A 19,023-nucleotide genomic window follows, 5' to 3' on the forward strand; every position below is an offset into this window, starting at 1 on the left:
TTACCTCTAAACATTTTTCTGCCGGTCAATGTAGCGGCGTACGTTTTCTTCGCTGATAGAGCCAATTGTTTCGACAAAATAAGACCCGTTCCACAACTGACCGTGCCATAAAGACTGTCTCAGCTCCGGGTATTCACGAAACAAGCGAAGCCCGGAAACACCTTTCAAGTGCTTGACAATAAATGTAATTGAGAGCTTCGGCGGTGCAGACACAAAACAATGTACATGATCTGCTTCGCCAACTTCGCATTGATCGACAGAAAAGCCATTTTCTTCGCCGACAGACTTCAGCAATTCTTGCAAAGTGGTCTCAATTTCCGGAGTCAGTACTTTACGACGGTATTTGACACCAAACAATATGGTAATGGACGTTGTATACACAGGTCCTTGCATGAATGTAGTTATCACTCATACATATAGTATATCAAATAGATGAATCCAAGTCTTTATATAGAGCCATTATTCCCAATTGCACATAGTATCAAATATGCACGATTCATCTCCCATACAAGTAAGGGAGAATTCTCGGATGGATTCTTAAAATTTGCACACGTTCAATATTACTTCGTAAAATTGTTATTGTACGAAGTTTTTTTATTCGCCATATTATTGCGCTCTAATAACTTTTGACGGTAAGCGTCAATAGGTCTGCATAGTATTAACTCCGGCACACCAAAGTCTGAAAAGGCGGACATAGATGTGCCGGGGGATTATCTTTGATAGGCTATCTGACTCTCAGCGTATCGGGAAGCTGATCGGAATAGGGCAGGATTCGTTCTATGGATTCAGGGCTCAGATCATGTTCAGTCAGTTCACGGAAGACATATGCTAGATATTTCTCTGGATCCAGATGATTCAGCTTAGCAGAGATCAGAATCGAAAAATAATATGCACTGACTGTTGCGCCTCTCTCTGTATCCGCAAACAGGAAGTTCTTTCTGGCGAGAACGATCGGTTTCATTCCCTCGCGTTCCGCAAGATTGTTGGATAAGGCAGCCTCTCCGTCTTTCAGATAATTCATCAGGTATTCCCACTGATTGTTCAGATAAGTAACTGCCTCTCCAAGCTTGCCGGTCTGCAGATAAGTTACTTTCAGATAGTTATTGTATTCATGGATTTCCTCCATGATCGGTCTTGCCTTCTCATTGCGGACTTCTTTGATTCTTTCGGGATCCGCCTGTTCAGCTTTAAGGCTTCTCTCAATATCAAACAGCTTGTCCATCTTTGCGACCATCTTAAAAGTATCCGCAAATCTCGGATATTGTCTCAGTATCTTTTCTTTTTCGCCTTTCTGCTTCGCTTTTTTGAATGCACTGTAGGTTTCCTTGTCTGCAGTCATGGCATCAAAGAATTTTCGGCGAGCATGACTCATACATCCGACTTTCATCAGAGCGGGCAAGTAATTTGTATATGCCTGATACCCATCTGATTGAATAATTCCATGAAACTGTGTCCCCAGTATTTCGTAGAGGAAAGACTGTTCTCGAGTTTTGCTATAAAAGAACAGAGCCATCTGTTTCTTTTCAAACGGTCCTGTCAGCGCTCCCCAGATTCTGCACGCCTGCCGTCCCTCTTTCTGCAGCCATTCAAGTACTTCCAGTTCCGTTTCATCCATGTTCACAACATGGCACTGTCTGAGATCTGCAGTCATTCGATCAATGACTGCTTTCAGGTATTTCTCTCCGCAGTGAATCACCAGCTGGCAGATATATTGTTTAGAGAGTGGAATTCCGTTATTCGAAAGATGCTTCGCAATCCGGTCGAAAGGAAGACCGAGAATGTACTTCTCATACGCAAAATGTGCAGGGAGTTCCGGAGAAGCAGGAGAATTCTTAATCATCCGCTTCGGTTTCTTTTCCTTCGGCACTTCATGAATGATCGTTTTCTCTTCGCCTTCTTCAGTGATGAAGGTATAAGCAAAACGATGGCAGATGATTTCTTCCGTATAGTATTCCGCTCTCTGGTAATGAGAAATGCGGATTACCTCAGGCGCAATCTCCTTCATCTTATGACCATCCACTTCAGTGGATTCAGGGTAAAGATCGGTTCTCTTCTTTACAGGAAGCTCCTTCAGATGATCTTTACGAGACTTCTTCTGTTTCGTCTTTTTCGTTTCCAGTTTCTGCTGTGGCTCGGAAACCTCATCCGAAGAGTGATCCGCAACAAACTCAGCTTCATTAAAAAGAGACAGCTGTTCAACAGAAACATGTTCACTTTTTGAGCCGAACTTATCACGGCGAGCACTGTTGATTCTCTCTTTCAGAGAGCAGTTGGCCAGATACATCTGATACATTGCATCAAGCATCTGATCAGCAGTGAGTGAACTGTATTTCTGTTTGAATTCTGCCTCAGTTTCCACGTAATTATTATACCGCAGAAACCTCAGAAAAGCTTATAAATAAGCCTTTTTCCGAGACTTCACGCACACTTTTTCGAGACTGCTTCTATAGACCTTTTCTGATCAATTTTCAGTCCCTGCATCAGCCATCCGTACTGCTCCTCGGTGATTGCGGCCGAATGATTTTCTTCATCACGAATCCATTTGAAATGGTTCCCTTTTTCAAGCCGTTTGTAGAATAGCCAGAACCCAGTAGAATCCCAGTACAGCATCTTCAGCTTGCTATGATCCTTGTTGCAGAACAGGAATATGGAATTATCAAAGACATTCATATGCAGTCTGTTCTGCACCACTGCAATATACCCGTCAATTCCCATCCGCATATCTACCGTTCCGGTAATCAGATACAGCCGGACGTCATCTCTTACCAGTTTCATAATCAGATCCCCAGAAGCCTGCGAAGGTCATCCGTACTTCCGCAGATGTTAACTCCATTGATCTCAACCCTGATGAACTCACTAGTGTGATCGGTTACTGCGACCGGAAGCACTTCATAACAATCAGAACCGCAATCATCGACGGCTTCTCTCTGCTCACGATGGAGGTGCCAGTAGAATGCATCATAATTGAACCCTTTCTCTTTGCAGTAATCCTTGATGGTTTTCCCGCTCTGCTGATACTCCGTCAGAAACGGAAGCCACCATTCATGAGTATGAATATCTTTTACCATAATCCTTCTCCTTAGCCTCTCTCCAGGATATGGTCTTCGGCAGCCTCCAACAAGTTGCAGTCTTATTGACGCTTACTTTTGACGAGACCCAAAAAATTAAAAGAAGCTGTCAATACACAATGAATTTCCATCGTTGTTATTAGCAGCCTCTTCAATGCATGTCAACTGTTTCGGTTATTGATCTACTATATGTTTTCGTTGAGCATAGTTTTACGTTCCGTAATTTTCTGCCACTGATAGCATTGCCAGAACACTTATATCATAAGATTTAATTACCATGTCGGCTTCATCAGTGCATTGGATAATTCTTGAGCCTTTATAGCCAACTGTAAATAATCCTGCTCTCTTTGCTGATTTGATACCATTTGGAGAGTCTTCGATCGCAATTGCCTCTTCAGGTTTTACTTCTAATCTCTTACATGCTAGTAGATAAATATCTGGTGCTGGCTTCCCACATATAACTGAGTCTCCAGTAATCACCGTGTTTATCAATTCAGCAATACCAATTTGATGAATAATTGCATTTACATAGCTTTTTCTTGAGGAAGAAGCAACAGCGATTTTCAGTTCCCTGTTCCAGCAATCCATCATAAATTGTTTCAGAAACGGCATCGGCTGGAGAGGAACTTTCTGCATTTTGGAGGACATTTTTTTGCGTGGCCCTTCCAACAGTTCTTCATCCGAATATTGCTCTAAAGGAAATTTTTCACGCAAATATCTGATGATATTTGGAGAGGACATTCCAAGAACACCAACGACATCTTCTAACCTAGCTTGAATATTTTTCGAACAGAGATAACTCAGAAGGCTTTCTAAATAGTAGACTTCGCTATCAACTAACACTCCGTCACAGTCGAAAATAATTCCTTTGATCTTCACTCTAAATTTGCTCTATATTTTTTCAATTTGGCCATGAACTTCTTTACTCGCTCTTCATCGACTTCATTCTCAAAAATGCCATCCTTTTTGAAATATGTCGCGATAAAGGCTGCATCTGCTACTGAATAAATAGATTCAATCGTTTCGAGCTTAACTCCGGTTGATGCAAACATTACCATATCTGGCCACATCAGCCTGCATTGTTTCATGAACTCAAGATCAATAGGTTTTCCAGCCGACTCTCCGCAGAATCCTAATGCATCAGGAAGGTCAGAAAAAACGGTTGATTTAGCGATTGTCATCTTGTCTCTTCCGCCAATGTCTCCACTCGATTCAGGGACAACATATTGAACCATCTTTAATTTCTTATCTAAGCCCAAATTATGTCTATGGCGTAATAAATCGCCAGGGTGAGCATCCACAAGTCCCATATTCCCGGAGAAAGCACCTGAGAATGTTCCACGCATGATCACTCCTCCGATAGCTGCATTTAATGCAATGCTCGCATGAGTATTTGAAATTACATTGGCTCCAAAGGGAACATGAATATCATTTTTCAAGCAGCCGATTGCATACGCCATTCCAGAAATAACTTCTTCCGAGGGATTTGTCACATAAGGAAAGCTGAATTCATTTGAAAACAGTACCGCATCAATTCCGCCATTTTCAAGTGCAAGCAGATCTTTCCTTGCGCTTTCAATAACATAATCCATCCCTTTTTCCTGACAAAACATTGGATCTGAAGGAAATGCCTTAAAATGAACAACTCCAATAGCAGCTTTTTCAGTTCCTATTACATCAGTTAACCAAGTTTTATGCATTTGTTTTATCCGTTTTGCTTAATTAAGCAATAATTGGCAATCCCAAGGAGACAGTTTCAACCCGCAGCCTCAGGACTACCTCCTTCCTTTCTATTCATCCAATTTTGGGTTCTAGTCATCAATACTATTTGAACGCTTTAGTTATTCATGGTGAAAGTTCACTCATGCAATAAAGTAAAGTTAGAAATGATTTCTAATACGATATTTGATTACAGAATTCCCAGTAAACTGCAGACAATTGCAACAACGAACATCCAGAGCATGATCTTGAATACGCTTGTCCCTTTACTGAGGTTTTTAAATACCAGGAATACAGCAAAAACACTTAATAAACCCGGAACAATTGCATTGAACAGATCTTGAACGACAACCGTTGATTCAGCCACTGTAAACTGGAGAGGAGTGGTGATATTCACATTATTGTAAATCATTGCTCCAGCAATAGTTGATCCGATAATGCTGAGGATATCTGTGATCTTCCCCATTATCTTTTTATCTGTGATTTTACTAAGAATGTTTCTGCCCACTGTATATCCTTGCTTAAACATGAAGATTCCCATTGCCATCAAGTAAGCACCATACAGCAGAATAAACAGAATTGTGCCAAAGACATTTCCTTTGGTAGCCATGTCTACACCAATAGCCAGTGCTACCGTTTTCACCAAGCCTTGAGTAATGGTGTCTCCAATTCCCGCCAGAGGTCCCATCAAGCCAACTTTCACGCTTGTGATCATATCAGGATCAACGTTTCCGCCATTTGCCATGTCTTCTTCCATGGAGCAAACGAGGCCCGGTATAAATGCTCCCCAGTTATTCTCTGTATTAAAGAAGACCAAGTGGCGTTTCAAAGCTTTTACACGTTCTTCCTTGTTATCAGGATAAAGACGATTGATAATTGGGGACATTGCATGGCAGAATCCCAGCGACATTAAACGTTCATAAGAGAGGCAGGATTCGGATGTTGTTTCCCAAATGACAAAGCAATGGATAAGATCTTTTTTTGTCAGCCTGCGTGCTACAGGTTTCTCTTGAGCTTCCATAACATTATTCTCATTCATTATGCTGCATCTCCTTCCTTCAGTTTATCTATTCCTAAAGACCAATAAAGCATTGCTGCAGCTAAGCCAATTAATGTGCAGGCAATAATATCAAGGTGCAGATATGCGCAGAGAACAAATCCAATAATTACGAACGCTACGAATCTCTTCTTATAAACTGCTTTCAGCATCATTCCAATTCCAAGCGCAGGAAGGACTGCTCCTACTGTATTTAACGCATTAGAAACAAATGCAGGCATAGCATTCATAAATGACTCAAATGCAGAGGCACCATACATGACAATAAAGAAGGCTGGTAGGCCATAAACCAGAATGCAGAATAGATTTGGAAGCAACCAGTTATAGACCCAAATTTTCTTCGTTTCCCCAGACTCAACATACTTATCTGCCATATGAACGAAGATGACATTCACAGTCATAATTGCATTTGATGCCAGCAACCCAAGAGTGCCTAAAGTGACGGCAAGTGTTACGCCAACCTCTGGCGTCTGATTTGCAAGCATTGTTACAGCAGTTGCCATAACTCCGGCATAGCATTTATCAAAAGACGAGATACCGCCGACTGTAATCTGCCCCATATAAATTAATTGAATCGTTCCGCCAATAATAGCACCTGTTTTCACATCACCAAGAATAAGACCAACAAGTGTTCCTTCTACCAGCGGATTACGGAAAATCCAAACCAGATATTCACTGAAGACATTCCCACACATGGTGGCAAGAATTCCGATCAATATTGCTTTTATTAACATATTTTTCTCTTTCCTTTTTAAAAGTTAAATTCTGTTTTTTTCTCATCAGGTGTTACTTGAAAATATACAAAGACTCCTGAATTTTGAATTTCCTTCAATGTTTGCACTTCTGATGGACTTGCAGAGATGTTCTTAAATAATTTCTTCCTTTCTGGGTTAGCTCCCATGCCACCAATATTGAGTTCTGTAAGCTTTACCCCTGCTTCGAATATTTTTTTTGCCACTTCTGGCGTTTTCATTAAAATCAAAACATTTTCTGGTTCCGCATCAAATTTAGGGACCAACTCATTGATTTGGTCTTCAGATGAAATGACTAATTCTCTATCACTAGGAGCAACCATTTTCATTACTCCTGAAAGGAAGTCATCCTTTGCCGTTGCAGTGTCAACAACCCAAATTTTTCCAGCATTCTTGTTTTTTGCCCAAGCTGTTACAATTTGACCGTGAATTAAGCGATCATCGATGCGAATCATAACTATACTCATCTTTCTCCCTCTCTTTCCGGCTCTCTCCTTTCAATCGCTTCTTTGAAATCGACAATTCCGGACTTGCCTGATTCAAGAGCTATTTTTTTCAATTCTTCAAGAGAATGGCCTTCCAAATTCGAAATAACTTCCATTAACATCGGCATATTCACACCTGTAATCATTTCAAGAGGATACTCATTTTTTAATTTGCTATATACTCTGGCAGTAATCATGAAAGGTGACCCTCCCATGAGGTCTGTTAAAATAAGAGTCCCCTTTGAGCCAGAATCCTCTATTACTTTTTCTATTTCGGATTGATACTGTTCTAGATTTTTTCCATAAGGAAGAGTGATGTAGTGAACATTGTCTTTAGGGCGTCCCATAATCAATGAAACAGTTTTATATAGAGTTTCAGAAAGGTCCGCATGACTTAGAATAAGAAGAGTTGTCATTACGTTTCTCCGTTTCTATTGCTACACATGCATTATAAAAAAAGCCGAAAAAGTGAACAAAATCATCCGATTTTTTGACACAGATTATATGTGTGTTCTTGAAATTCAAGCCGAAAGATATTAGTTTTTCAAGCGATTGCCATAATATTTCTTTTCGGGATTTTGCAAGATAAGATATCGTCTTGATTTCTATATCATGTGTGTTAATATTCGTGTAGAAATTGACATCCATTTATTGATTTCTTTGGATTTGTCATTCGTGTTTGACACTGATGTGAAAGAATTTGACACACTTTTTATTTAATTGATATGGAAAACTCGAGAGCGGATAAGATTTACTTAAACATCAAAGAGAAAACCATTCGTTTTCTTCAAGACGGGATGAAGGCAGACAACACAGATGCTCTAAATATTGGCTTGGATCTAAAGATTGATCGTTCAAATGTTTCACGAGAGCTAAACCGGCTGTGGAAAAATGGAAAGTTAATAAAAATTCAAGGTAAGCCAGTATATTATCTTGACTATGAAGAACTTTCTTCTCATTATCCTGATGCTTTTTTCCCTACAGTAATATCAAAAGATGAACAGCTTTCTGATTTTATCGGAAAATCCGAAAAATCTGTCAAGCAATCCAATGTTCCTCTTGATTCTATTGATCAGATTATCGGAGCAACAGGTTCATTATCAGATGTTATTCTTCGTGCCAAAGCAGCAGTTACTTATCCCCCTTATGGAATTCATTGCTTGATTTATGGACGCCCAGGGGTGGGAAAAACAGAGCTAGCTGGATGCATGATTAAATTCGCTGAGAAAGAACGTGGGAAAAAGGTTCCATACGAAACAGTATATTGCCAAGAATTTCAAAATAATACAGGGCTCTTTCAAGATACGCTGCTCGGCAAACGAGTTGGTGGGAATAAAGTTAAAGAAGGACTGCTCAAAAAACTTGACTATGGAATTTTAATATTAGATGAGGTTGGAAGTTTAAACATACAAGAGCAGAAATTTGTGATTTCTCTTCTTCAAGATGAAAAATTCTTGCCTGCAGGGAGCAACATTCCTGTGCCGCTCAATACCATGATTATTTGCACGACTCGTCATAAGTATGACGATGAACAAATTGACTCCATAAAGAATAGTCTGCCTGTCCACCTTCATCTGCTTGATATAGATGATCGCGCTGTATATGAGAAAATCGAACTAGTTCTCAGCAATTTTTCCAGGGAAGCTTTACGCATTCATGTTGCAATACGTGTACATAAGGATGTTATTGCAGCTTTATCCGCCAGAAAATATAGAAATAACATTTCCGAGATGAGAAATGAAATTCAGAACATTTGCAGCCGAGCATATTTTGAAAGCCCTGGGAAAGAAATAAAAACGGTCTATGTTACCCTTCAGCACCTTACTCAAGAACTAATAAATCAGAGCGAAGCACACTCAGTCAACACAGCAAATGTAATTAGCCTCCTCTCATGCATTCCATCAGAATATCTACGTTTTGAAGCAGATGGCTTCTCACAAGATTTAACGATTTTTCACCAAGCACCGGACGTCTTCAATGATCATCGGGTGGATCAATTTGTTGATGAATTCGATGTAAATACAGAAGATTTAAATAATATTGATGGTTATGTCAGCGAAAATATTAATGTATTAAAAAATTGCCCTCCAGCACAATTAGAAGCACTTCGGAAAAAGATAAACCCTTTTGTCTATCAAATAACTATCAAAGAGCTCAATAAACATCATGAATATTTGGAATTGCTAAATAATCCCCAGCTTCTTTTCGGTGCTTTGATTCACATTTCAAACTACCTTAAGAGGGTTGAAAATGGTGATGTTGCATCAGAACATAAGGAATCTGTTACAAAGCAAATTTATGTGGAAGAATATAAAGTCGCTGAGAATATTTATCGATCAATTGGGTCCTTTTATAATTTTAATCCCACTGAGCGAGAAATCGATTTTATCACTTCATATCTAGCCATTGCGAAACGCTGGTCAATGCATGCGGCGGTTTCTATTTTGCTGATTTGTCACGGAAAATCTGTCGCAACCGAAATGGCATCTTATATCCGAAACAATTATCAAGGAAACTATTCTTTGGACTATATCGACTTTCATGAACACATGCAACTAAATGATCTATTAGAATTATCGCTAATAAAAGCAGGAGAGCTCAATAAAGGGGCAGGTATTCTGATATGTTGTGATATGGAGCCACTCACGTCTGTAGGAGATGTAATACTGAAAAAAATGCATATTCCAACCCGAACAATCCGAAATATAAGTCTTCCTACTTTAATTAATATTGTTGCTGCAGTTTCTAAAACATTTAATGATCTAGATTCTCTTGAGGCTCGTTTTGCATCCTCTTCCTTCAATTCAATAGACAAGGACAATTCTTCTTTTCTGGATCAAGTCCGAGACAATATTATTGCGAAAACCGTGTCTTTTCTTGACACACATAAAGCAGTATCTATTCTGGAAACATGTTTAAGAAATACCTTAAAAGAGCTGGATATTCCATATTCTGATGCAATTGCAGTAAAGTATATATGCCATTGTACAAACATGCTGGAACGTGTCATTAGCAAAGAAACCTGGAATTACCAAAAAATCAATTCATTTTCTAATGATAATTCCTATATCATGCATGTTGTTGAGCACAATTTGGAATACGCTGAAGACAGTTTCGGCATCAAAATTCCAGCTACAGAAATAGCTTATGTGACGGAAATTTTTCTTCCTGAGTACAATTCTTAAAATAATGAATCATGCACTAATCAGTCACCACCGGAAAAGTAACAATGAATGTAGTTCCTTCTCCAGCTGATGCAAACCAATCATTCTGTCTTAACGTATCGCCGGCCCTTATTATTCCTGTAATTGATTCTTTTCATAATAATAGCCCTCATTCAGAGAGAAAAAGAAAGGCATCAGCCCTAGAGAATTATATTCTCGTAAAGATGATGCCATTTGGCTCCTGTATAGGAACCTTTCTGATTTATTCTGCAATGATTTACCAATTAGTAAATCATTCATATATTGCTATATTATCTGCCGATTAGTTCTCTGCGAACGCAGTCTCCTGCATATGCACCGGAGAGAAGTGACGCATTTACATGCGTGCCTAGGCCGATAGCAGCCATTGTGATGAAGGCATTGGAAACCACGCCGCCTGCTCCATATAGATTTCCGATCGGTTCGCCGCCTTTATGCAGCAGAATCTGCATCTGATCATTGCAATACACGCTCACATCTATTCCTGCCGGAGAAGATGCACCGACTTTCACTGCATAGAACGGCCCTGTTTCTACAGGAACCATATTCTCTGCAGGAGTATTGAATTCCGTATCGGTTCCGGATGCTGCAGCACTATTGTATTTCTCAATCGTTGCAGCAAGCGCATCAGCTGGGAGCCCTGCTTTATTGGCAAGTTCTTCGATGGTATCCGCTTTCCATGCAAGTCCCTGTTCTGCTAAGAAGTCATAGTATTTCACACCTTCATGATTCGAATCAAAGATGATCCATGCTCTGCCATCCGGCTGTTTCAAAAGCTCCGCACCAGCAGCTAAACCTCGTCCGCCTTCTGGTACTGATTCATCGAAGAATCTTTCTCCATTAGCATTGACCCAGAGCGCATTCATAGAACGATACAGAAGGCCTTCTTCTCCATAGTGTGCAAGAACAGTATTGTAGCCAGGAACAATATAACCCATCTGCAGCAATGATACAGTGTCTCCTCCCATTGTCGCAATCGTCTTCTGAGCAAAGGACTGATTTGACGCATTCTGCGCATTGATCACATTGCTGTATTCTGCAGGCAGAAATTCATCAACAGTATCCTGATCAAGTCCAGCATAGCCGCTGCACAGAATGACTTTGTCTGCATGAATCGTATAATCGCCCTCACGGGAATGGACTTTCACTCCAGTCACTGCGCCATTATCATCAGTGATGAGTTCTTCAACAGTTGTTTCCAGACGCAGATCAACCCCTGCTTCTGTAACTAAATTGCTGAGAGATTCTGCAAGTCTTGCCGCACCACCGTAGATATCATAGCCATTGTCGCCGGAACGATCTCCTTCATCATCTGCGACAACGCTTGAAGTCGTATAGGTTTCCGGGGATCCGTCTGCAGTCAGGGATGTAGTGGTTCCCTCATAAGCATCGCCAGCATTCAGATAGAATCCGCGATTGATCAGTCCATTGATTACATCTGCATTCTCGGAAGCAATGCTCCGCATCAGAGAATCATTCACGATATCTGAAAAATCCTGATGTGCCGCTTCGAGCGCATCTACCAGGTCGTTCGGATCCCAGGTGTTTCCTGTCGCATCATTGAGCTCCGTTCCGAAATAGGAAGCTACATATCCGCCGCAGAGAGCCAGATTCCCTCCTGCATATCCATTTGATTCCACAATCATCACATCCAGGCCGCTGTCGGTGTCAGAAAGCTGATCGTCTGTTTTTGCGGCAAGTGCAGCAACAAGACCGGAAGCTCCGCCGCCCACTACCAGAACATTCGTAGTGACATCATCCAGCTGTTTTTCCTCTTTTGCCGGTGCCTGTTCGAAGGAAGATACATCTGCCCCGGAAGATTTCAATGCAGCATCTACTGCATTTCTGATTCCAGTAGAAGTCAGAGTTGCACCAGTTACATTATCGACAGCCACACTCTGAGCATCGATGATCCGCTTCGGCATTGCATTGAACGCAGCATCACTGATATAAGGACTGTCTGCTTCATCGGTAACTGAAATATTTTTGATTTCATTGTTTTCTACTGTAACCTGCACAGTGATCTCACTTCTTGATCCATGTGCAGTTCCGGTATAAGTTCCATCTGCGATTGCACCTGCAGAAGCAACGGCCCCAGATGCCTGATCCAGGGCTTTCTGAACAGCGTCCTCCACTCCTTTCGAAGTGACTGTTGCACCAGAGACTCCATCAATATCGGTACTCTGTGCATCTAGAATCTGCTGTACAAGCGTATTTCCCGCTTTCTGGCCTATAGACTCTGTTTCACCAGAGAGATCCAAGTCGATCGAAGTGATCTGATTTGCATCTACAGTGACTGAAGCAGTAATGCTTCCCATTCCGGTTCCAGTTCCTTCATAGGTCCCCGGCGTGTACTTTCCGGTGCTTTCGGAAGCAACTGCGGATGCAGATGATGTACTGCAGCCTGCTAACAAAGAAAGCACAAGAACTGAACAGTTTCTTTGTGACTGACATATCATTTCCTCCCTAATTTTGCAGAATCAGTTTATTGTGAAAAAACTATTAATATAAATAGTTATATTTAATACTTTTTCATAAAATTTTGTTATAGTTTAAAGGAGGAAACCCAATGGATGTCAGACAGCTGAAATACTTTCTTGCAATTGCAGATGCTGGCAGCATGACCAAGGCATCTGAGCAGCTTCATATTTCTCAACCGGCGCTTTCTAAGACACTCCACCAACTGGAAGATGAACTGGAATGCAGACTGTTCACATATAGCGGTCATCATGCAGTACTGACTGAAAACGGCATGCTGCTGAAAGAGAGAGCTTTGGAGATTACCAGTCTGCTTGATTACACAGAAAAAGAGTTGAAATCCCCTGTCAGCTTTCTTTCCGGAGACATCAGAATCGGAAATGGAGAATTCCCATTCATGTCCGAAATCTATCGTGTAATCTCTGAATTTCAGAAAGCGAATTCCAGAGTCAGAATTCATGTATATACAGGTTCCTACCAGATCCTGGAAGAACGCTTAAGGAATGGATCAGATGATTTCGGCTTTACAATCGGGATCCCAGATGCGAGTAGATATGAATACAAAGCTCTGAAGCAGAAAGCACGCTGGGGACTTTGTGTGCAAAAGAACAGTCGCTTGTCGGCTAACACTTTCATTAGGAGAGAAGATCTTTTTCAAGAACCATTGATTACTTCAGGTCAGTCTCTGCATGAACAGGCACTTTCTGAGTGGTTGGGAAAGCCAGCAGAAGAACTGGATATCCGAGCAGATTATTCCATGGTATATAACGGAATTCAGATGGCAGAAGAGGGAATGGGATCTTTGCTTCTGCTGGAAGGCTTGATGCCTCAGAATAAAGGCTTCAGATTCATTCCTTTAAAGCCCGAACTATCTCAGAGACTTTATATCTTCCGAAGCATGCATCATCGTTTTTCTCCTGCTGCAGATGCACTTTACCTGATTCTGCAGAACCAGGAAAAACAAGCTGAAAATCCTAACATTGATTGATTCAATCAGCGATATTTTACGAAGCTTTATTATCCTTGTATGTCAGACTACAGCAAACAGATTGACGCTGAAAACGAGCGCAGACTCAGCGAAATTCTCCAGGAGCTTCCCCAGTTCGCCAAGCTCTACTTTGACGATGCCCGCCGTTCCAAGCTCCCGCGCACCAGGCTTGGCTATGCGCGTGACCTGAAGCATTTCTTCGACTGGCTGCAGACGACGGCAGGATTCCGTGATGTGAATCTGCGCACCGCCTCCCCTTCCATCCTGGAGCAGCTCACGTTTGAAGACTTTGAGGAGTACAAGTCCACAATGGAGTATTCCTCGCGGACTGATCAGCGCGGCCGTCCTCTTCTCGCCGAGAACACCACTCTAGCGCGTCGGCTCTCAGCGCTCAGGTCGTTCATGAAGTTCTATTACACGATCGGCGCGATCAGGCAGAACCCCGCGATGTTCATTTCCATGCCGAAAATTGCAAGCCATGAAATCATCGCCCTGGATCCTGCGGATGTCGATCTGATCCTGAAGACGGCAAGAGGAACAGAAGGCCTGACGAAGAAGCAGATTCTCCGGCGCAGGAAAACCGAAAAGCGCGACATTGCAATTCTGGTGACGCTGCTCGGCACAGGCATCCGCGTGTCAGAGCTTGTCGGCCTTGACACAAAATCCATCGACTTCCGCAATGGCATGATCACAGTCACGCTCAAGGGTGGGAATGACGGACACTCGTTCTTCGGACCCGAAGTCGAAGCCGCATTGCGGGACTACATCGAAAACGGCAGGCCTCTTTTGAAACCTGCCGTGAATGATGATGCACTGTTTCTGTCTGTCCGCCATCAGCGGATGACCGTGCGTGCGGTCGAGCTGCTCGTCAAGGATTACACTGAGCGTGCCGGGATCGCAAACGCTGACCGGATCACTCCGCATAAGCTGCGGGCGACCTACGGGACGCAGCTGTACGCAAACTCAGGAGACATCAGACTGGTAGCATCAACGCTGCACCACAAATCCATCGAGACGACGTCGAAGCATTATGTCAAAGACTCCGAGGATCAGCATGATCAAGTGGTGAAATACTCCAGTAAGATGTTTAAAGAATAGATTGACTCATTGATGAACTGCTCAGATCAGAAGCACTGCAGCCTTGGTTTTGAAAATGAGCGTTTGCGCTGTCAGAATTCTGCATCCAGAGAGCAGGCTATTGACCACGTCCCCGTTACGGACGGTTGTGATTCATATTATCTTATGTTGCAACTATACTTATCAGATTCTTCTTTGCCGCATTAGCTCCTCTTTCGTGATGTGCTCCGCATGCCGGGCGTGTCCATTCACGGACCTTCAGCCAGCCATAATATCTTCAGCAGGGCCTGTTGTTTACTTCGCCGCATACAAAACACGTCCAACGGGTACATGCATGGTTTACTTTCATAAACATTTCATCAACGACAGGAAAATCAATGCGGAACCCAGGATCTGTCTGACTGGCTATTGTGAATAACCCAAAGAACTGTGGCCAATTCTTGATAGGATATGTATAATAGGAATTAGTCAAAGTCTTTGAACCATTCTTAATAGGGAGGTAATTCTATGGAATATGCTAGACAGAAATATCTGAATATGCTGATAGAAAGAAAATGGAATGGTCTTGTCAAAATTGTGACCGGGGCAAGAAGAGTGGGAAAGTCCTATCTGATGAATGAACTTTTCTATCAAAGCCTTCGCAGTGATGGCGTCCCGGCAGATCATATCATTCGGTTTTCGTTTGATTCAGACGAGGATATCGATCTGCTGAGCCCGTATTATCCCGAACAGGAAACCAAGATCTATACAAAGAAAAATGTCTATGTTGTAAATGCGGCAAAATTCAGAGCATACATCCGCGATCATACAAATGATACCAATCAGTTTTATCTGCTTCTGGATGAAGTGCAGCTGCTGGAAAACTTTACCGGGACACTGAACAGTTATCTCAGGCTCAAAAATTTTGATCTTTATGTGACAGGCTCCAATTCACATTTTCTTTCCACAGACATTGCGACGGAATTCAGAGGAAGAGGATCGGAGATCCATATGCTGCCTCTGACATTCAGAGAATACTGTGAGAACGTTCCTGCGGATCGGGTACAGAGCGCATGGGGTACATATCTGATCTATGGGGGAATCCCGATTGTGGCTCAGATGCAGACAGAAACGGAAAAAACTACCTATCTGAAGAATCTGTGCAGCGAAACCTATCTGAAAGATATTGTTAACCGCAATGACATACGTAAAACGCAGGAATTATCTGATACGTTTGATATGTTCGCATCAATGATCGGCTCACCAGTCAATATGCTGAAGCTTGCTAATACATTTCACTCCATGCACCATAAGGAAATCAATGCTGGAACACTGGCCAAATTTGAAGAACTTATGGAAAACGCATATCTGATTTCTAAAGCGAAGAAATACAGCATCAAGGGAAAGAAATACATCGATCAGCCTTTCAAGCTGTATTTTGAAGACACCGGTGTACGTAATGCCAGACTGAACTTCAGACAGATCGAGGAAACACATCTGATGGAGAACGTCATCTATAATGAGCTGCGTGCACGTGGATTTAATGTAGATGTAGGTGAAATGGATGTAAATGTTCCAACCGTCCGAACAGACGCCAATGGAAAAACAATTTATGCCAGGAAGGCATTAGAAATTGATTTCGTTGCAACCTTGGGCAGTCGGAAATACTATATTCAGTCTGCTCTTTCCATTGCAGATGAAGAAAAGGAATACCAGGAAAAAAGATCCCTGTATGCAATTGATGATTCATTTAAGAAGATTGTTGTGACAAAAAACGGTATGCCCGTGACAAGGGATGAAAAGGGAATTACCACGATGGACCTGTTCACATTCCTTCTGGATGAAAACAGCCTGGAGCTATGATCGTGAATCGGAATCTGCAATTCAGGTAATGCTTATATCTGCTCTGACTGCTCCCGACGACTGAAGTCGCGGGGTTCTCAGGGCTAATACTGCTTTTCCTAAGTTCATCACAGCCAATAGAATTGACCGCATGTTAGCTCAGGCACTGACAGTTTTCCTGATCTGTTGCGGAGCTGCTTCGTACGAAGGATGCCGCTTCAGCCCGGCCATATCATGACCTGCTGTACATTTTCGCTTCCGCTTAACGGCTGCACAGTCAATCAGCCGGATCCATTTATTGAGAGATCAACTCATGGTGCTGCTCAACTGATGTACCAGCTGAGTTTCTTTTCGGATGTCAGTCGTTCCAGTTCTTTGTTCTGAAGAAAGATGAAGCTTTCAAAATCATTTGCACAAGACTCATAATCGACCGTATCCGGCTTCATAGAGTCTTCCGAGGAATACAAGGTGTGCCCGGTAATAAACGCAGAATAGAGATCCCGCTGTACGGTGTTTCCGTCAATCTCAAATGATCGTACGCTAAGATCCTTTTTGATCATCTCGCCAGTCACATGATTGATCTGTGATGCCCGAATCTTTGCGGTATCCGTATGGATCAGTTCTTTACCGATGTAATGAAGTTTCTGATCCAGTATGCGTTCAAACATTGATGGTGCATGGTTTGCGAGAGCTTTTCCAAATCTTGATTTTCGATTAATCCTGCCATTCTTTGCGTTTCTTGTCATGTCCTTTGAACGTTTTTGGAGAGCGCGGTAATTCATCGTCTCGCAGATAACGGTCGTGCTGCGCTCAAGGATCTCATTGGCAAGCATCTCATGCGACATCCTCATAAGCACTGCTCGTTTCCGGTACAGTTCTTTCCGCTTTTTTCGCAATCGGTCATATCTTGATGAATATGTCCATTGAAGCTTGATCCCCTTGCGAATCGTGCCATTGGGGTTGTAATTGGACGGATTCGTAGTCCGTCTGCTTCGATCCATAGATCGGCTTATCTTACGAATCTCGGCATCAATTGCTGGAATATCCGGCGCCAGTTCATGAAGCTGTACGTGCCTTCTGGATACCTCCGCAACTGTCGAAACTCCGATATCAAGCCCGGTCACAACAGTATCCGAACCATATTCATGTTTCTTCGGCGGCTTGCCTCTGAGTACCAGCTGGACAAAGTACCTTGTCTTGCCTCGGACTGTTTTTCGAAGGAGTCTGACATACTTTAGTCGGTTATTTCGGATCGCCTCCATCGCATATCTATCATTCGGTTTCATGATGACCTCGTATTTGTGGTTTCTGCCTATGTACATAAGCCCGTTCCGATAGTTTAAAGCAGAGTTCCTGGATTTACCTTCTACAGAAGTGTCATCGTATCTGGAATGATGCCTGACATGGTCTGCTTCATGGAACCGAAGTTTCTCAGCTGCGCGAAATGCTTTCGTAGCCTGTTTCTGGCACTCATCGATTCCGACGATATCTGAGAAATGGTGTTTCATCTCTGCCGCTTTCTCATGAAGCTGATATTCTGTATAGCCATATTCAAGCTGTTTCTGGCGGATCTTCTTACTGCGGTCCTTGATTGTTTTATCCCTTACAAGGTCCTGATATTCCGGATCCATCTGAAGCTTATGGAGCCGCTTCAGCGCCACATCCAGGCAGCCATTGTAGATCTGATCCATAACACGAAAATATTTCTCGATAAATGTGCGGTCTGGAATATCTGCCTCAAGCGTCAGGATAAAGGAATCCGTGCGTTCATATCTAGACATGTTTTTGGTCCTCGATATACCGCCGGATAGTATCTTCCGAAATATGGCCGATCGTGCAGCAGAAGTAACTTCTTGTCCAAAGAGAAGGAATACGGCTTTTCAGCCAAGGAAATTCTTCACGCAGGATTCTTGATGATCTTCCTTTCAAAGATTTGATGAACTGGTGCAGAGGAACACGAGGATCTATTTCCACAAAGAGATGGACATGATCCGGCATTACTTCCATGGCTTTAATAGATGCATCAAAATCTGAAGCAACAGAATAAAGAATCTCTTTCAGTCGTTCATCTACACCATCAACCAGTACAGGCCTTCTATATTTCGTGCAGAAGATAATATGAAACTGATTTTTATAAACCAGTCCTTTTTTATGCGTATAGGAATCATTCATATCGTGCATTCTCATACCAAAATTATATCACATTAACATTAGATATACGTTGTTTATCTAATTAGTTTGACGCTGTATTGATCAAAAAAGGCGATTCTTCCCGATCACTGAAGTGACGGGCTTCCTCGCCTTAGTATTGTGAAAATATGGTCTCAATGTTCTTACAGCAGGAAAGTTAGAATAGAGGTTCTTAACGTTCCACT

At 42.1% G+C, this 19,023-nt stretch carries 17 protein-coding genes; 4 read left to right on the forward strand and 13 right to left on the reverse strand.

The window, feature by feature from the left end; all coding sequences use genetic code 11:
* Positions 1 to 6 precede the first annotated feature (6 nt).
* The 10 genes from tnpA (C7E00_RS15475) to C7E00_RS15520 all read right to left on the reverse strand — a co-directional run bounded on the left by tnpA (C7E00_RS15475) (position 7) and on the right by C7E00_RS15520 (position 7,497).
* Entirely contained in the window at positions 7 to 381 is a 375-nt protein-coding gene (gene tnpA, locus C7E00_RS15475) for an IS200/IS605 family transposase (RefSeq protein WP_204378701.1), read from the reverse strand.
* A 343-nt stretch (positions 382 to 724) separates the two neighbouring features.
* On the reverse strand, positions 725 to 2,359 hold the full coding sequence (gene tnpC / locus C7E00_RS15480) for an IS66 family transposase (protein ID WP_105305209.1): 1,635 nt from the start codon (positions 2,357 to 2,359) through the stop codon (positions 725 to 727).
* Positions 2,360 to 2,418: 59 nt separating this feature from the next.
* Positions 2,419 to 2,775 carry an IS66 family insertion sequence element accessory protein TnpB gene (tnpB, locus tag C7E00_RS15485; RefSeq protein ID WP_105303207.1) on the reverse strand — a complete coding sequence of 119 codons (357 nt, stop codon included), beginning with the start codon at positions 2,773 to 2,775 and terminating at the stop codon, positions 2,419 to 2,421.
* 2 nt (positions 2,776 to 2,777) lie between these two features.
* Positions 2,778 to 3,068 (reverse strand): IS66 family insertion sequence element accessory protein TnpA, encoded by a 291-nt coding sequence (gene tnpA, locus C7E00_RS15490; protein WP_105303206.1) that lies wholly within the window; start codon positions 3,066 to 3,068, stop codon positions 2,778 to 2,780.
* 210 nt (positions 3,069 to 3,278) lie between these two features.
* Positions 3,279 to 3,947 carry an HAD family hydrolase gene (locus C7E00_RS15495; RefSeq protein WP_105305210.1) on the reverse strand — a complete coding sequence of 223 codons (669 nt, stop codon included), beginning with the start codon at positions 3,945 to 3,947 and terminating at the stop codon, positions 3,279 to 3,281.
* Positions 3,944 to 4,768 carry a BtpA family protein gene (locus C7E00_RS15500; RefSeq protein ID WP_105305211.1) on the reverse strand — a complete coding sequence of 275 codons (825 nt, stop codon included), beginning with the start codon at positions 4,766 to 4,768 and terminating at the stop codon, positions 3,944 to 3,946. The genes C7E00_RS15495 and C7E00_RS15500 overlap by 4 nt, the downstream gene beginning before the upstream one ends.
* 209 nt (positions 4,769 to 4,977) lie before the next feature.
* Complete coding sequence (locus C7E00_RS15505; RefSeq protein ID WP_105305212.1) at positions 4,978 to 5,826, reverse strand: PTS system mannose/fructose/sorbose family transporter subunit IID; 849 nt, start codon at positions 5,824 to 5,826, stop codon at positions 4,978 to 4,980.
* Positions 5,826 to 6,578: a PTS mannose/fructose/sorbose/N-acetylgalactosamine transporter subunit IIC gene (locus C7E00_RS15510; protein ID WP_105305213.1), complete on the reverse strand. Its 753-nt coding sequence runs from the start codon at positions 6,576 to 6,578 to the stop codon at positions 5,826 to 5,828. The genes C7E00_RS15505 and C7E00_RS15510 overlap by 1 nt, the downstream gene beginning before the upstream one ends.
* A 17-nt stretch (positions 6,579 to 6,595) precedes the next feature.
* Complete coding sequence (locus C7E00_RS15515) at positions 6,596 to 7,051, reverse strand: PTS sugar transporter subunit IIB (protein WP_239928590.1); 456 nt, start codon at positions 7,049 to 7,051, stop codon at positions 6,596 to 6,598.
* An 8-nt stretch (positions 7,052 to 7,059) separates the two neighbouring features.
* Positions 7,060 to 7,497, reverse strand: a complete 438-nt coding sequence (locus C7E00_RS15520; protein WP_105305215.1) for a PTS sugar transporter subunit IIA — start codon at positions 7,495 to 7,497, stop codon at positions 7,060 to 7,062.
* Between the two features lie 381 nt (positions 7,498 to 7,878).
* On the opposite strand from C7E00_RS15520, the gene C7E00_RS15525 reads away from it, so the two are divergent.
* On the forward strand, positions 7,879 to 10,266 hold the full coding sequence (locus C7E00_RS15525) for a sigma 54-interacting transcriptional regulator (protein WP_167836646.1): 2,388 nt from the start codon (positions 7,879 to 7,881) through the stop codon (positions 10,264 to 10,266).
* A gap of 290 nt (positions 10,267 to 10,556) precedes the next feature.
* Here C7E00_RS15525 and C7E00_RS15530 read toward each other — a convergent pair whose 3' ends face one another.
* A complete protein-coding gene (locus C7E00_RS15530) occupies positions 10,557 to 12,602 on the reverse strand; it encodes an FAD-binding protein (RefSeq protein ID WP_167836647.1) in 2,046 nt (681 codons plus the stop codon).
* 251 nt (positions 12,603 to 12,853) lie between these two features.
* On the opposite strand from C7E00_RS15530, the gene C7E00_RS16845 reads away from it, so the two are divergent.
* From C7E00_RS16845 to C7E00_RS15545, 3 genes are all read left to right on the forward strand, one after another.
* Positions 12,854 to 13,750 carry a LysR family transcriptional regulator gene (locus C7E00_RS16845; protein WP_105305218.1) on the forward strand — a complete coding sequence of 299 codons (897 nt, stop codon included), beginning with the start codon at positions 12,854 to 12,856 and terminating at the stop codon, positions 13,748 to 13,750.
* Positions 13,751 to 13,789: 39 nt separating this feature from the next.
* On the forward strand, positions 13,790 to 14,848 hold the full coding sequence (locus C7E00_RS15540) for a tyrosine-type recombinase/integrase (RefSeq protein ID WP_105305219.1): 1,059 nt from the start codon (positions 13,790 to 13,792) through the stop codon (positions 14,846 to 14,848).
* A gap of 486 nt (positions 14,849 to 15,334) precedes the next feature.
* A complete protein-coding gene (locus tag C7E00_RS15545; protein ID WP_105305220.1) occupies positions 15,335 to 16,669 on the forward strand; it encodes an ATP-binding protein in 1,335 nt (444 codons plus the stop codon).
* Between the two features lie 302 nt (positions 16,670 to 16,971).
* Here the strand turns inward: C7E00_RS15545 and C7E00_RS15550 are convergent, their stop codons facing one another.
* Both C7E00_RS15550 and tnpA (C7E00_RS15555) read right to left on the reverse strand, forming a co-directional pair.
* Positions 16,972 to 18,429: a hypothetical protein gene (locus C7E00_RS15550; RefSeq protein ID WP_105305221.1), complete on the reverse strand. Its 1,458-nt coding sequence runs from the start codon at positions 18,427 to 18,429 to the stop codon at positions 16,972 to 16,974.
* Positions 18,422 to 18,820 carry an IS200/IS605 family transposase gene (gene tnpA / locus C7E00_RS15555; RefSeq protein WP_105305222.1) on the reverse strand — a complete coding sequence of 133 codons (399 nt, stop codon included), beginning with the start codon at positions 18,818 to 18,820 and terminating at the stop codon, positions 18,422 to 18,424. Before tnpA (C7E00_RS15555) ends, C7E00_RS15550 begins: the two co-directional genes overlap by 8 nt.
* Positions 18,821 to 19,023: the final 203 nt, after the last annotated feature.

Source organism: Anaerolactibacter massiliensis (assembly GCF_900290205.1).
In the GTDB taxonomy this organism is placed as follows: domain Bacteria; phylum Bacillota_I; class Bacilli_A; order Erysipelotrichales; family Erysipelotrichaceae; genus Bulleidia; species Bulleidia intestinalis.

Excerpts from the sequence above, each read along its gene's own strand:
- C7E00_RS16845 (WP_105305218.1), top strand. The coding sequence starts at position 12,854 with ATGGATGTCAGACAGCTGAAATACTTTCTTGCAATTGCAGATGCTGGC.
- tnpA (WP_105305222.1), bottom strand. The coding sequence starts at position 18,820 with ATGAATGATTCCTATACGCATAAAAAAGGACTGGTTTATAAAAATCAG.
- C7E00_RS15505 (WP_105305212.1), bottom strand. The coding sequence starts at position 5,826 with ATGAATGAGAATAATGTTATGGAAGCTCAAGAGAAACCTGTAGCACGC.
- C7E00_RS15525 (WP_167836646.1), top strand. The coding sequence starts at position 7,879 with ATGAAGGCAGACAACACAGATGCTCTAAATATTGGCTTGGATCTAAAG.
- C7E00_RS15510 (WP_105305213.1), bottom strand. The coding sequence starts at position 6,578 with ATGTTAATAAAAGCAATATTGATCGGAATTCTTGCCACCATGTGTGGG.
- C7E00_RS15515 (WP_239928590.1), bottom strand. The coding sequence starts at position 7,051 with ATGATTCGCATCGATGATCGCTTAATTCACGGTCAAATTGTAACAGCT.
- tnpB (WP_105303207.1), bottom strand. The coding sequence starts at position 2,775 with ATGAAACTGGTAAGAGATGACGTCCGGCTGTATCTGATTACCGGAACG.
- C7E00_RS15500 (WP_105305211.1), bottom strand. The coding sequence starts at position 4,768 with ATGCATAAAACTTGGTTAACTGATGTAATAGGAACTGAAAAAGCTGCT.
- C7E00_RS15550 (WP_105305221.1), bottom strand. The coding sequence starts at position 18,429 with ATGTCTAGATATGAACGCACGGATTCCTTTATCCTGACGCTTGAGGCA.
- C7E00_RS15540 (WP_105305219.1), top strand. The coding sequence starts at position 13,790 with ATGTCAGACTACAGCAAACAGATTGACGCTGAAAACGAGCGCAGACTC.
- C7E00_RS15520 (WP_105305215.1), bottom strand. The coding sequence starts at position 7,497 with ATGACAACTCTTCTTATTCTAAGTCATGCGGACCTTTCTGAAACTCTA.
- C7E00_RS15545 (WP_105305220.1), top strand. The coding sequence starts at position 15,335 with ATGGAATATGCTAGACAGAAATATCTGAATATGCTGATAGAAAGAAAA.
- C7E00_RS15530 (WP_167836647.1), bottom strand. The coding sequence starts at position 12,602 with ATGGGAAGCATTACTGCTTCAGTCACTGTAGATGCAAATCAGATCACT.
- tnpA (WP_105303206.1), bottom strand. The coding sequence starts at position 3,068 with ATGGTAAAAGATATTCATACTCATGAATGGTGGCTTCCGTTTCTGACG.